This is a genomic window from Shinella sp. 1A1, from assembly GCF_055379515.1.
On sequence record NZ_AP039671.1, the window covers coordinates 2,795,371 to 2,809,508 of the forward strand.

Consider the following 14,138-nt stretch of genomic DNA (forward strand, 5'->3'; position numbering starts at 1 on the left):
TGTTCTCCCCAGAGCATTTGCGCGTTCTCCGAACCGCGAAAACGCTCTGTTCCTTTGTTTTTGCGCACTTCCGAACGGAAAACCGGGATCCGCTTTTCCTGGAAACGCTCCAGCCCGACTAGGCCATGGCGTGGTGGCTGAAGGCCGCGTAGCGGCCGGTGACATAATGCTCGAGCTGCCGCTCGATATCGGAAAGCAGTGAGGAAGCGCCGAAGCGGAACAGGTTCGGCTGGAGCCAGTCGTTGCCCAGTTCCTCCTTCATCAGCGCGAGATAGGCCATCGCGTCCTTGGCGGTGGAGATGCCGCCGGCAGGCTTGTAGCCAACGACATGGCCGGTCATCTCGCGGTAGTCCCGGATGGCGCGCAGCATGATCAGCGTCACCGGCAGCGTGGCGTTGACGCCTTCCTTGCCCGTCGAGGTCTTGATGAAATCGGAACCCGCCATCATCGCGACCCAGGAAGCGCGCGAGACATTGCGCAGCGTCTGGAGGTCGCCGGTGGCGAGGATGGTCTTCATATGCGCCGGGCCGCAGGCTTCCTTGCAGGCCTTCACCTCGTCGTAGAGCGCCTGCCAGTTGCTGCGCAGCACATGCTCACGCGTGATGACGATGTCGATCTCCTCCGCCCCGTCGGCGACCGAGGCCTCGATCTCCTTGAGGCGCGTTTCCATCGGCGACAGGCCGGCCGGAAAGCCGGTGGAGACGGCCGCGACCGGAATGTCGCTGCCCTTCAGCGCATCGACGGCGGTGGAGACGAAACGGTGGTAGACGCAGACCGCGCCCGTGGTGACGCGGCGATCCGCAAGGCCGAGCGCGGCCTGCAGGTCCTCGCGCAGCGGCTGGCGGGCCTTGGCGCAGAGACGGCGCACGCGCCCTTCCGTGTCGTCGCCGTTCAGCGTCGTGAGGTCGATGCATTCGATGGCGCGCACCAGCCAGGCCGCCTGCCATTCCTTCTTGACCGTGCGGCGCCCGCCCAGCGAGGCCGTGCGGCGCTCGGCGGCCGACAGGTTGACGCGCACCGCCTCGATGGGATCCATGGAGAAGGCGATGCCGGGATTGGACGGATGCGGCCCGGAATTGCGGACCTCGGCGGCGGCGCGCACGGCCGGCGCACCCCCGATGACAGCTTCACTCACATCCACCTCGCAGCTCCCGGATTTGATATGAATGGCAGGATGCGCCATATCATTATGACATTTTGTAATGTTGTACGGACAACATAATCAAACTACATTCCGAGTGTCAATAGCCGGTGAATACAGCCTTTTCAGTTTGTGATGTCCGCTTGTCATGTCACGCTAACAACAGCAAAGTGCCTGCAACCGCCCCGCGAGGAAGAGAGATTCGCATGAGCATTGAACGCAATTCCCCCATCCCTCTCTATTTCCAGCTCGCCGAAACGCTGAGGGGCGCAATCGAATCCGGCGCCTATCCGCCCGGCAGCAAGCTGCCGACCGAAGGCGAGCTTTGCGAGACCTACGACGTCTCGCGCAGCGTCGTGCGGCAGGCGCTGCAATCGCTCGCGCATGACAACCTGATCGAGACCGAGCGCGGCCGCGGCGCCTTCGTCTTGGAACGCAAGGTGCCCATCGCCCTCGTCCAGCAGCTCGATCCGCTGCTCGAAAGCATGGCCAAGGCCGGCTTCAAGCTGACGACCCGGGTGCTGAAACAGGAGCGCATCCGCCCGCCCGCCCATGTGGCCGAAGAGATCGGCGAGAACGACGCCGTCTTCCTGGAGCGCATGCGCTATGCCGACGGCGTGGTCTTCCTGGTCGTGCGCAACTACCTGCCCTATTCGCGCTTCCCCGAGTTGCTGCACTCGAACGAGCTGGAGAACGTCTCGCTCTACCAGTACCTCGCCAAGCGCTACAATGCCGTGGCGACCACCGGCAAGCGACAGGTGGAGCTCGCCCGCATCGACGAGGAAGCCATCGCCAGCCAGTTGCAGGTGGAGATGAACAGCTACGTCCTGTTCAACCGCGAAGTGACCTACGACCAGAACAAGCAGGTGCTCGAATATTACGAATCCTGGCACCATCCCGACCGCACGCGCCTGACCATCGACCTGCACCGGACCTATTGAGGACCGTCAGGCCTGCTTCAGGCCGCGATAGGTGGCACGGAACAGGGCCAGAAGTTCGTCCAGCCCCGCAAAGGGACGCGGCTCGACGGTCTCGCCGAGCTGGTCGGGGAAGGGAATGTCCTCGACGCCGCGCCAATGGCCGGCGGCGAGGCCGCCGAGATAGGCGGCCCCGATCGTCGCATTGCCGAGCTCGTGCGCCGGCACCAGCGGCATCTGCAGGATGTCCGCCAGCAATTGCCGCCAGCGCGGATCCGTGCTGCCGCCGCCGGTGAGAAGGATGCGGTCGGCGGAAACGCCGACGCCGCGCATAGCGTCCCAGCTATCGCGCACCGCAAGGGCGACGCCCTCAAAGACCGAGCGGATGAGCTGACCGCGCGTGCAGCCGAGGCGCATATAGGCCCAGGCCGCCGCCGCGTTCGGATCGAGCAGCGGTGCCCGCTCGCCCGCCGCATAGGGCAGGAAGACAATGCCGCCATTGCCCTCGTTCTCGTCGAAGCCGGCGCGGTACATTTCCGCCCAGGAGGCGCCGAGTACGGTGCGCGCCCATTCGAAGACCGTGCCGCCGTTTTGTAGCGCCGCCATGGAATAGAGGCTGCGGCCGATGCCGCGATAGCTGTTGTAGAAGGGCTGGACGCGCGGCTCGATACTCTCGACCACCGACATGATCTGGATGCCCGAACCAACCTGCAGGATGGTGGAGCCGGGCCTGGTCTGCCCCATGCCGAAGAGGCAGGAGGCGGTATCGGAAAGACCGGCGGCGACCGGCGTTCCGGCGGGTAGCCCCAGTTCTTCAGCCGCCGCGGCCGTCAGCCGGCCGGCGACCGACTGCGATTCCACGACGGGGGCAAGGACGGCCGGATCGAGCGACAGGGCTTTCAGGAAATCCGTCGCCCAGCGGTCGCCGTCGATCTCGTAGAGCAGCGTCATCGAGGCGTCGGATGGCTCGGTCGCAACCTCGCCGGTCAACACCAGCCGCAGCCAATCCTTCGGCGAGAGGATGCGGCGGATGGCGGCATAGGTGGCGGGCTCGTTGTGCCGAAGCCACAGCAGCGAGAGGCCGGCCATGCCGCTGACGACGGGATTGGCGAGCGGGCGGCGCACCTCCTCCGGCAAGGCGAGCACCGCGTCCATTTCCGCCGTGGCGCGCTGGTCGGCCCAGAGGATGGCGGGGCGCAGCGGCTTTTCCGCCGCGTCGAGCACGACGAGCCCGTGCGCCTGGCCCGACAGGCCGATGCCGCGCACCGCCGCGCCGCGCCCGGCGCAGCAGGCGCGCACGGCCGCGACCGTTCCGGCCCACCAGTCGGCCGGCGCGGTCTCGGCATGGCCCGGCACGGGCGAGGAAACGGCATAGGCCTGCGAGGCCTCCGCGACGGTCCTGCCGTCGTCATCGATCAGAAGTGCCTTGACCGAGCCGGTGCCGAGATCGATGCCGAGATACATGCCTGCCTGTCCCCATATGCGTCATGAAAAAGCAGCAGAGATGCTTTCCATCCCTGCTGCAACCGTTTTCTCAGGCCAGAAGCTGGGCGGCCTCGGAGACGACGCGCTCGGCCGTCAGGTTCATGGCGCGGTAGATCTCCGGCCCCGGGGCCGATTCCCCGAAGCGGTCGACCCCGACCACCGTGCCCGGCCCCTTTAGGAACTGGTACCAGTAGAGGGGCGAAGCCGCCTCGACGAAGACCGCCGGCGTGCCGAAGGAAAGCACGCTGTCCTGATAGGCGCGATCCTGCCCGGCGAAGAGGTTGCCGTTGGGGATGGAGACGACACGGACCGCCCGGCCCTCGCCTTCCAGAACCTTCGCGGCCTCCAGCACGAGGCCGAGTTCCGAACCCGTCGCGGCCAGCACGACATCCGGCTTGCCGGCGGCGTCCTTGAGGATATAACCGCCCTTGCGGATGCCTTCGAGATCGCCCGCCTTGTGCGCGAACACCGCGCCGTCCTGCCGCGCGGCGACGATGACGCTCGGCCCCTCGCGCTTCATGGCGCTCTCCCAGGCGACGAGCGCTTCCAGCTCGCTGCCCGGCCGCCACAGCGACATGGTGGGGATGGCGCGCAGCGCCACGAGCTGCTCACAGGGCTGGTGCGTCGGCCCGTCCTCGCCGACCCCGATGGAATCGTGCGTGTAGAGGAAGACCGCCTTGAGCCCCATCAGGGCGGAAAGCCGCACCGCGTTGCGGCTGTAGTCGCTGAAGACGAGGTAGCAGGCGCCATAGGGAATGAGCCCGCCATGGGCCGCCATGCCGTTCATTATCGCCGACATGCCGAATTCCCGCACGCCGTAATGCACGAAATTGCCGGAGAAATCCTCGGGCGTGATCGAGCGGGCCTCGCCCGTCCAGGCGAGCGTCGAGAGGGAAACATCGGCCGAACCGCCGATCACCTCCGGCAGGCCCTTCAGGAGATTGCCGAGCACACGGTTGGACGCCTTGCGCACCGGCTGCTTGACCGGATCGCCGCCGAGGATGCGCTCAACCTCGGCCGAGACAGCGGCGTCGAACCCTTCCGGCAGACGGCCGGCGGTGCGGCGCTCCAGCTCGGCGGCCAGCGCCGGATGCTGCGCCCGGTAGGCCGCGAACAGCGCGTTCCACTCGGCTTCCGCCTTTTCCCCGCGCGGGCGAGCGTCCCAGGCCTGCATGATGGCATCGGGCACGACGAAGGCCTCGTGTGGCCAGCCGAGATGCTCGCGCGTGCGGGTGACCTCGTCCACGCCGAGCGGCGCGCCATGCACCTCCTCCTTGCCCTGCTTGTTCGGCGAGCCGTAGCCGATGATCGTCTTGCAGCAGATCATGGTCGGCTTGTCCGGCGAGCGGCGTGCGGCAGTGAAGGCGGCGGCGATGGCGTCGAAGTCGTGGCCGTCGACATCGGCGATGACGTTCCAGCCGAGCGCGCGGAAGCGGGCCGGCGTATCATCCGCGAACCAGCCGGGCGTTTCGCCGTCGATGGAAATCTTGTTGTCGTCATAGACGGCGATGAGCTTGTTCAGCTTCAGCGTGCCGGCGAGCGAAGCCGCCTCCTGCGCCACGCCTTCCATCAGGCATCCATCGCCGACGAAGACATAGGTGAAGTGATCGACGACGGGGAAGCCTTCGCGGTTGAATTCCTGCGCGAGCTTCCTTTCCGCCAGCGCCATGCCGACGGCATTGGCGAAGCCCTGCCCGAGCGGGCCGGTCGTCGTCTCGACGCCCGCGGTGATGCCGTATTCCGGGTGCCCGGGGGTCTTGGAATGCAGCTTGCGGTGATCCTTGAGGTCCTGCACCGTCAGCCCGTAGCCGGAAAGGTGCAGCAGCGAATAGGTCAGCATGGAGCCGTGACCATTCGACTGCACGAAGCGGTCGCGGTTGAGCCATTTCGGGTTCGCGGGATTGTGCCGAAGGAAATCGTTCCACAGAACCTCGGCAATATCGGCCATACCCATGGCCGTGCCGGGATGGCCGGAATTGGCTTTTTGCACGACATCGACGGTCAGGAAACGAATGGCGTTCGCCAGGTCGCGGCGGTCAGACATAGGGGTGCCTCCAGATATGCTTTTCGCATCCTATAATGTTATACGTACAACATGACAAGACACTTCGATTGAGGAAATGACCTCCGCCGCCCGAAAGCGCAAAGGCCGCAAGGGACCCGGCGCCCCGCCGAAGCCCGCACTTGAAAAGGGAAGCCGGTGAGGCTGGCTTCAGGCCTGAACGGGCTCGGGCTCCAGCCGCTTCGCCCCCGTCATGATGGCGACGGCGTCGGACATCGAGATCGACTTCGGATCGACGACGCAGGCCCGCGAGCCGAGGCGGTGGATATGGATCCGGTCCGCGATCTCGAAGACATGCGGCATGTTGTGGCTGATCAGCACGATCGAGATGCCCTTGCGCCGCACGTCGGCGATAAGGTCGAGCACCTTGCGCGATTCCTTCACGCCGAGGGCTGCGGTCGGCTCGTCCATGAAGATCACCCGGCTGCTGAAGGCCGCGGCCCGCGCGATGGCGATGCCCTGGCGCTGGCCGCCCGAAAGCGTCTCCACCCGCTGGTTGATGTCCTGGATCGTCGCCAGCCCCAGCTCCGACAGGGCCGCCCGCGCCTCGCGGCGCATGGTGCGCATGTCGAGGTTCTGGAAGATCCGGCCGAACATGCCCTTCGTGCGGCGCTCGCGCCCGAGGAACATGTTGTCGGCGATCGTCATGGACGGCGCCAGCGCCAGCGACTGGAACACCGTCTCGATGCCGGCCCGCCGCGCATCGAGCGGCGAGCGGAAGGAGACCGGCTCGCCGCCAAGGGAGATCTCGCCGGCCTCCGGGGTGATCGCGCCGCACAGCGCCTTGATCAGCGTCGACTTGCCGGCCCCGTTGTCGCCGATGACGGCAAGCACTTCTCCCGGCATCAGATCGAAATCGGCGTGATCGAGGGCGACGATACGCCCGTAGCGCTTGACCAGCCCGCGCGCCTTGAGAATGGGTTCCACACTCATGCCGACACCTTTCTCAGCCAGTTGTCGAGCGCCACGGCCGAGAGGATGAGCAGGCCGATGGACGCCTCTTGCCAGACCGCATCCGCACCGGCGAGCGCGATGCCGTTGCGGAAGGTGCAGACGATAAGCGCGCCGAACAGGGTGCCGATGATCGAGCCGCGCCCGCCGAAGAGGCTGGTGCCGCCGATCACCACCGCGGTGATGGAATCGAGGTTGACGGTCGCGCCGGACAGCGAGCTGACCGAGCCCGTGCGGCCGATCAGCACCCAGCCCGCAAGCGCGCAGATGATGCCGGCCAGCACATAGACCGCCGTCAGCGTACGGCGGATGTTGATGCCGGCAAGCTGCGCGGCTTCCGCGTCGTCGCCGATGGCATAGACGTGCTTGCCGAAGGGCGTGCGGTTCAGCACGTACCAGGCCACCGCCACGAGCAGCAGCAGGAGGATCGAGCCATAGGTCAGCGTCGCGCCGAAGAAGGAGAAGGATTGCCCGGTCCACTGGAGGAACGGCGCGGCATCGGCGATCTCCTGCGAGCGGATGGTCTCGCTGCGAGAATAGCCGATATTGATCGCCCCGAAGACGCTCCAGGTGCCGAGCGTGGTGATGAAGGGCGGCAGCTTGAAGCGGCAGATCAGGACGCCATTGGCAAAGCCGCAGGCCGCGCCCGCCGCAAGGCCGGCGAGGAAGGCGAGCTCGACGGGCACGCCCGACAGGACCGCGAGCCGCCCCATGATGAGCGAGGCCATGATCATGATCGCGCCGACGGAGAGGTCGATGCCGGCCGTCAGGATGATCAGCGTCTGCGCCGTGCCGACGATGCCGATGATCGTCGCCTGCTGCAGGATCAGGGAGAAATTGAACGGGTGCAGGAAGCGCGATCCGACGATGAGGCTGAAGAGAAGGCAGCTCAGGATGAGGATCGCGGCCGGGACGACCGTGAAATTGTTGTGAAGGAAGCGGTGCAGCGTGCGGCCCACCGACGACCGCTGGTCCTCGAATGCGGCCTCGGCCGTCGAGAGTGCCTGATTGTCCGACGACATGGAGCAAGCCCTTTTTCGTTAAGGAAGGGCGGCGCGGCGAGGGCCGCGCCGATCCGGTTCATCAACCCCAGCAGAGCTTGAGTGCTTCTTCCGACGTGATGGAATCGATGCCGGGAACGGGCTTGTCCGTCACGAGCTTGACGCCGGTATTGTAGAAGTCGAGACCCTCGCTGTTGGTGGGCTTGGCGCCGGTCTTGACGTAGTTGACGATCGCCTCGACGCCCATCGTGGCCATCAGCAGCGGATATTGCTGCGAGGTGGCGCCGATGACGCCGGCCGCGACATTCTTCACGCCCGGGCAACCGCCGTCGACGGAAACGATCAGCACGTCCTTCTCGCGCTTGACCGCCTTCAGCGCCTCATAGGCGCCGGCCGCCGTCGGCTCGTTGATGGTGTAGACGAGGTTGATTTCCGGCTCGCGCTGGAGAAGCTGCTCCATGCCGGTGCGTCCGCCGTCCTCGGCGCCCGCGCCCCACTGATGGCCGACGATGCGCGGATCGTCCTCCTCGCCGTAGCGGTTCGGCTCCTTGATGTCGATGCCGAAGCCCTTCATGAAGCCCTGGTCGCGCTGCCAGTCGACGGTCGGCTGGTTCTCGACCGCGTCGATGAAGGCGATCTTGGCATCCTTCGCCTTGTCGCCCATCGTGGCCGCGGCCCACTTGCCGATCAGCTCGCCGGCCAGCTTGTTGTCCGTCTCGAAGGTCGCGTCGGCCGCCGTGATCGGATCGGTCTCGGTGTCGAGCGCGACAACGAAGATGCCGGCCTTGCGTGCCTTATCGAGCGTCGAGACGATGCCCTTCGGATCGCTCGGCGTGATCATGATGCCCTTGGCGCCCGCCGAGATCAGCGTCTCGATGGCGGCGACCTGGGAATCGCTGTCGCCGTCGATCTTGCCGGCGAAGCTTTGCAGCTCGACGCCGAGCTCCTTCGCCTTCATTTCGGCGCCTTCCTTCATCTTGGCATAGAAGGGATTGCCGTTCGTCTTGGTGACGAGGCCGATGAGAATCTTGTCTTCAGCGCCAGCAGACGCCGAGAGAGCGAATGTCAGGGCAACCGCCCCGAACAGGGCCTTCTTAAAATTCAGCACGATTTTCCTCCGTTTACGTGACACGCCAATGCCGAAGGCGGGTAAGCTCCCAACCCGACGCCACCGCTATCCTCCACAGAAACGCGCAGCGTCACTCAACATTGTAATGTTGTACGTACAACACTTCATTATAATACGTCAATGATCTTCTGAGGCATGGGCATCGTATCTACGGCTCGTTTGACGCGCCGGTCGCTCAAACACCACGCCGTTCATCACAAAGGAGGCAGCCGGATTAAGTTTAGGACTTCCTTAAATCCTGAAGAGGCAGGGAAGCGGCCAGAAGACGGCAATGTCTGCCGCAATCAAGGGTCAACTAAGTCGGCGACTTCATCGGCCCGCCTCTTCTGCCCCACCCCAACCTCGCCAGATATTGCCAAAAGGAGATCACTTCACACCCGGCTTGGTCATGAGGAGACGTGCGGCCAGGCGGCACAAATGCTGAGGATCCTTGTGATCGGTAAGGATCGGCTTGCCGTTTCCATTGAACAGAAACGCCAAAAGCCCCGAGACATTTCTGTCATCGGGGCTTTTGATTTGGTTGCGGGGGCCTGAACGCAGGGAGCCTTGTAAATTCGGACATGCGCTCCAGCTCGCGAACGCGATCCTCGAGCTTCTTGACCTCGGAATTGCCGACGACAGGTTCATCAGAATCCACCGCTGCCGTGCCTCCTTCGCTGAGAAGCCTGCGCCACCGGTAGAGCAGATTGGGCGCAACCCCATGACGCCTGGCCGCCGACGAAACCGTCTCGCCCGGCTCAAAACTCTCCTCGATAATCCGCAGCTTCTGCTCGGTTGTCCACCGCCGTCGCAGAACATCGCCCGTGATCACTTCAATGCGTCGATACTCGTTAGACATAAGCCTGTCCTCAAGCCTGTGCTTGAGCCTTTCTGCTTATGCCGACTGTCCGGTCGAAATTGGGGGCAGTTCATGAGTGAATCCGATCTTGCCTCGATGGCCGCAGCCTTGGAAGCCAGTGGACATTACCGTGTCTTACGTCGCCTTACTCCGCGATCTCCACGCCCTCATCCTAAATCTGAGAAGATTCGTACCGGTCTGTTCGTTGACGTCGAGACCACCGGGCTGGATGTTCGCCAAGACGAGATCATCGAACTCGCCATGGTGCCATTCCGATACGGTCTCGACGGTACGATTTACGAGGTGCTTGAACCTTTCCATGGATATCAGCAACCCTCCTGCGCGATATCGCCGCTGATAACGTCGCTATCTTCGCGACGCCCGCAGCGCTCAACTCATCTCGCAATTTGTGACCGAAACGAAGTCTGTCGCTGCGCAACAGATTGACGAGGTCAAAAAGGGTTGGAGTTCTGCATGATCGAACTGTCATGACCATGTCGCGTGGAATGCACGCATCGGTGTAATCGTGAAGCCTCAAGACGCATCCTGTCCTTGCAAACGACCAGGCGATGCGAAAAGGAAGTACCCCTCAGAGGTAGCTAGCGAATTGGCATCTTCCGGCTGTTGATTGCCGAAAGCTGCCGTTAGTTTGGCATCGCGGCAAAGACTCGGCCAAGATGGTAGCGATGCGGGAGATTGCTGCCGTTCTGGGGCTTCCCATCGCCGACTTGCTCAGGTTATTCAGCGAACCCCCAAGCGTCAGTTCTGCGCGAAATCAACAGTCCCTAAATGTGCAAGCGAAGTATCGCCTCCGCGACGCGTCGGGCACCTACGATAGGGTTATTTAAGCTGATCGTCGCGGGAAGTTCTACGCGGAAGATGACCGACTGGGCATCCACATGCTGATGGGTGACGAGGTCATCGCGCCGCAGGACCTCGACGGCCGGGTCTGCCATGTCGTACCCACGGATGAACGTCACGCCAAATGTAGTCGTGAACGGTGCCTCGTTGACCATCGTGGCATGCTCGTATCCGATGCCCGACTCTGTGCCGTACACAGACACGCGCGTGAGGAAGTCCTCGACCAAGCCACTAGCCCCGGTGCCGTTGAGTCGATCAAGAATGCTCTCCACCAAGGAAGGGATCGACAAAGCAGGCGCATTGAGATCTGATTGGCACAGGCCGATGCTCACGAGGAGCAGGCGCGTTTCCCCTGTGGCGTCATCACTGGCAGGGGTAGGCTCGATCTGGTGGACACCATGGATGGCGTGACTTGAGGTGGTGCGAGTAGTGGTTTTTATCTCTACGCCCGTGCCTTGCCATGTGAAGTCCCTTGCCGAGCGGCGCCAGCCATCCCAAGCTTGAACGATTGGTCCGACCTGGGGATCAGCCGCGCGGCGGCAGAGAGCATCGAGTAGGAGCAGTTCCCCGACGAGCCCGAGGATCGCGTTTTCGGAGATCTCCATGCGCTTAATGGCGAGTTCGATCAGCGGCTCGGTGACGGCAAAGGCGCGCTCTAAATTAGAATCAGCCTTCTCGCGCAGGAGTTCAGCGGCAATAAATGCACCGACCTGGTCAAAATGCCCGAGCGCGGGCAAGCAAATGCGGTTTGCGTTCAGAGGAGGCAGGGCGTCGCGGTGCCAAGAGTGGTAGCGCATCGCAGTCTTCACTGTGCCGGTCCGGGGCCTTAACTCGTCGCCTGCAAGGAACAGTTCTAAGTGACCACGACTATTCCGAGCGATCCCGACCACCTTCGCATCAGTTAACCAAGTAATGGCTCGGTCATCTCCAATTGTTCCCGCGGGGACGACGTTGATCTGGTTCAAAACTACTTCGTAGCTGGTCATGGAATTTCCTCCTTAACGACGCCCCCCACCAGCACGGGTGGCTGAAAACTGCTCCGGACCTCCCGCAGGGAGACAGACCCCAACTGCGACCGCGGGGTGCTCGTCGTCCGAGTGTTGATTAACGTAGAAGAGGATTTGACCGTCGGAGCCGCTGGGTCGCCACCCCGTGGTGCTGCGCGACGGCACGTCAGCGTACCGGTGATAGTAGTCGAAGTAGACGTCGCCGCGATACTGGCCCGGGCCGGCGTTGGGGTCACTTGCACCCCAAGTGGTCTTGAGTTCGCCTCCGGCCACCCTCTTTGTGGTGGCGCGTATGTCAAATGGAAGCAGCGCCAGCGGACCTTTGGATATGGTGGCACCATCTCCGTAACGAATGCCGATCCAGAACCGTGGTCGCTCAGTGTTCTTGCGCCTAAGGTCGGCGTAGGACCATAGATCGCCGGGCTGGCCGGTCACAAATAGGCCCGTGATCGACCGGGTGAGGCTAGCCGACCAAAGTCGAAGGTAGGCGGCAATGGCATAAGGACAGACTCGCCTCGGCTCGTCTCCCTTACCATGTCTCACCGGCGGGCGATAGAAAGGTGTATCTACCAGTGGGGCAACTGCGTTTGCCCGGGCTTCGATACCGCTCCAGAAGTCCACGTGAAACCCCTCGCTTCTGGGGCGATAATCCGCGTAAGTTAGGCTATCCAAGAGTTCGGCGGCCTCGGTCAGTTCGAGTGGAACATCTAGGATCCGGCCCCGCAGCACATTGGCGACAGTGAGGTCGCTGGATGGCCGAACGAAGAGTTTAGCCACGATGTCTGCATTCGAATCCGCCCGCCGGCTGTCATTGATGACTGTAACGAAGGGACGTGCCCCTGGTGATAGTGGAAGGTTGCCGACGCCTGCGATCTTGCCGGTGGCTTCGAAATTGAGTCCCTGCAAGACGGTAGGCTCAGGAGCGTCGCTCATCATGCGTTCGGTGATGGCAGTTCGAACCGCTTCGTCGACATCGTGGTAAGCACGGAAGAGTGAGAGTTGGTCGCTGGAGGCAAAGACTCGGCATAGTTCAATATGTGATCCGCGGTAGCCGAACCAGCGCTGCATCTGCATCTGGGTATCGGCCAGCGGGTTGGCTGATGAACGCTGGAACAACGCCGTGGTCATACCTTCCAACGTCAGTCCCCGGGCCATGACATTCCCTGAGACAAAGATCGTGCAGAGGTCGCGAGCTGCTCTCCATTTGCCCGTATCTTTATCCTGGCTCGGTGCGTAGGCCGGGCGATCGTCAGCATTAGGGTCGCTGTTGACCACGGCAATTCTAGTTCCAGGGATCACCTCCCAAATAAGTAGACTTTCGACGGTCTGCCAGTCCGGGAAACTCGTCGGAGGCAGGACGTCGAACTCCTTCTCAATTTCTCTGGCGGAGGCGCGATATTTCTCAAGCCATTGCGCCCATGGGGCGGGGTCCGCCAGCAGTTGATCTACTAAGGTATGGGGCAGCCTAGCATCCCCCCCATCAATGAGATTTCGAGCCGCCGATCGATCCTGAATTCCCGCCCAGATCAGGACATCTTCAGCACCCTGAAAGTGGTGCTGGATTGCCGCAGAAGGATGATACAGCATAGAGTGCGGCGAAGCCGCGTTGGCAAGGGCTTCTTCTTTCGTGTCGAACTGCTTTGCGAGGGCAGATACCGGACCGACCTTGCCAGAGCGGTGTAGTCGGATTGCGCCAGCCACCAAGAAAGCTCGGACGGCGTCTGCGAGGTCCTGCTGAGCGGAGTTGGTGGTAGGCACGCACAGTTGAGCTGCTTCTGCGCGGCGGTAGAAGACCTCTCCGCCGGTGTAGTAAGAACGGATCCCAGTCGCCTCGGGATAGGTCGATGAGCGCGGTGCATTGAGATTGCTGGGGTCTATTGTATCTATTGGATGGCCGACGTCGAGCGGCGTGCGAAGAGAGATCAAGAAATCTCGTGGCGCCAATGGGTTGTGATCCTCTTGAAGGAGGTTAGCCTGGGGCGTCGCCGTGTAGGCGATGTAGGTCGAGAACAAATTTTCAGGCGAACCCTGGGGAGGATCCCAGAGGTTGGCGATCGCACGCGGGATCTGCTTCAGTCTGCCGTAAATAGGGTCTTGTGAGGACTCAACGATGGCATCGAGGATTGAGCCGTCGTCGGCCTCATCGTCAAGCACGAGCATATGGACGCTACGATCAAGCTCCTTAACTTCGTTAAAAACGTTATTGCGCAGGCTTGCGGCCAAGGCATGCAGATGGTCGGTCTGCTTCATCGCCACGATGATTAGAGGCTTGCGCTGACCCAGCCGTTGTCGCACTTGTGCCGGCGTCAAGCCGTAAGTGGTTGCTAGTGGGTAGGTCTGTTCTGACAGAGCGATGCCAGGCGCAGGGCACAGAAGGCGGCGCTTAATCTTCTGTGCGTTTTCCTCGCCCGAGTCCAACTGCTGCACCAACCTCTCATAGGTTTGGCGCCACAACGAGAGACGGGTCCCGGCGAGTACGACGATGATGTCGAGGCCGTTGTCGATGGCCAGAGCTGAGACCCCCAGCATAGAAGCCGTCTTGCCAGACTGGACCGAGCCCATAACGAGGCCAGTGCGTGATCGGCGGAATGACCACTCTTCGGGTTTCGCGGTGTCGGCTCCCAAGATTCCGCGCTGGAGAATATAGCGGGAGTCTGCCTCAACTGAGGCACGCGCTGTGTCGGTCAAGCCGACGAGTTGGGACTTGTATCTAGCCCACCACGAGTCCGCCTCCTGAGAAGCAGGT

Annotated in this window: 10 protein-coding genes and 1 pseudogene; 2 read left to right on the forward strand and 9 right to left on the reverse strand. The window is 62.8% G+C overall.

The annotated features are described in order from the left end of the window. Positions 1-118 precede the first annotated feature (118 nt). Positions 119-1,036, reverse strand: coding sequence for a deoxyribose-phosphate aldolase (gene deoC, locus ACZ48C_RS13675; protein WP_464782812.1), 918 nt, complete (start codon positions 1,034-1,036; stop codon positions 119-121). A gap of 311 nt (positions 1,037-1,347) precedes the next feature. Between deoC and ACZ48C_RS13680 the strand changes: the two genes are divergently transcribed. Further along, complete coding sequence (locus ACZ48C_RS13680; RefSeq protein WP_464781438.1) at positions 1,348-2,082, forward strand: GntR family transcriptional regulator; 735 nt, start codon at positions 1,348-1,350, stop codon at positions 2,080-2,082. A 6-nt stretch (positions 2,083-2,088) separates the two neighbouring features. Here the strand turns inward: ACZ48C_RS13680 and ACZ48C_RS13685 are convergent, their stop codons facing one another. The 6 genes and pseudogenes from ACZ48C_RS13685 to ACZ48C_RS13710 all read right to left on the reverse strand — a co-directional run. Then, the gene (locus tag ACZ48C_RS13685; protein WP_464781439.1) at positions 2,089-3,522 is read right to left on the reverse strand and encodes a xylulokinase; all 1,434 of its coding nucleotides are present in this window, start codon (positions 3,520-3,522) and stop codon (positions 2,089-2,091) included. 70 nt (positions 3,523-3,592) lie between these two features. Then, a complete protein-coding gene (gene tkt / locus ACZ48C_RS13690; RefSeq protein ID WP_464781440.1) occupies positions 3,593-5,587 on the reverse strand; it encodes a transketolase in 1,995 nt (664 codons plus the stop codon). Between the two features lie 168 nt (positions 5,588-5,755). After that, positions 5,756-6,538 (reverse strand): ATP-binding cassette domain-containing protein, encoded by a 783-nt coding sequence (locus tag ACZ48C_RS13695; protein WP_454635166.1) that lies wholly within the window; start codon positions 6,536-6,538, stop codon positions 5,756-5,758. Next, positions 6,535-7,578 (reverse strand): ABC transporter permease, encoded by a 1,044-nt coding sequence (locus ACZ48C_RS13700; RefSeq protein ID WP_415213464.1) that lies wholly within the window; start codon positions 7,576-7,578, stop codon positions 6,535-6,537. The genes ACZ48C_RS13695 and ACZ48C_RS13700 overlap by 4 nt, the downstream gene beginning before the upstream one ends. A 61-nt stretch (positions 7,579-7,639) precedes the next feature. After that, the gene (locus ACZ48C_RS13705) at positions 7,640-8,665 is read right to left on the reverse strand and encodes a substrate-binding domain-containing protein (RefSeq protein ID WP_464781441.1); all 1,026 of its coding nucleotides are present in this window, start codon (positions 8,663-8,665) and stop codon (positions 7,640-7,642) included. A gap of 580 nt (positions 8,666-9,245) precedes the next feature. Further along, a pseudogene (locus ACZ48C_RS13710) lies at positions 9,246-9,524 on the reverse strand (transposase); the annotation flags it as partial. Positions 9,525-9,596: 72 nt separating this feature from the next. Here ACZ48C_RS13710 and ACZ48C_RS13715 point away from each other — a divergent pair. Further along, positions 9,597-9,971, forward strand: coding sequence for an exonuclease domain-containing protein (locus ACZ48C_RS13715; protein WP_464781442.1), 375 nt, complete (start codon positions 9,597-9,599; stop codon positions 9,969-9,971). A 338-nt stretch (positions 9,972-10,309) separates the two neighbouring features. Here the strand turns inward: ACZ48C_RS13715 and ACZ48C_RS13720 are convergent, their stop codons facing one another. Further along, entirely contained in the window at positions 10,310-11,371 is a 1,062-nt protein-coding gene (locus tag ACZ48C_RS13720; RefSeq protein WP_464781443.1) for a PD-(D/E)XK motif protein, read from the reverse strand. A 12-nt stretch (positions 11,372-11,383) separates the two neighbouring features. After that, on the reverse strand, positions 11,384-14,017 hold the full coding sequence (locus tag ACZ48C_RS13725; RefSeq protein WP_464781444.1) for a Z1 domain-containing protein: 2,634 nt from the start codon (positions 14,015-14,017) through the stop codon (positions 11,384-11,386). Positions 14,018-14,138 lie beyond the last annotated feature (121 nt).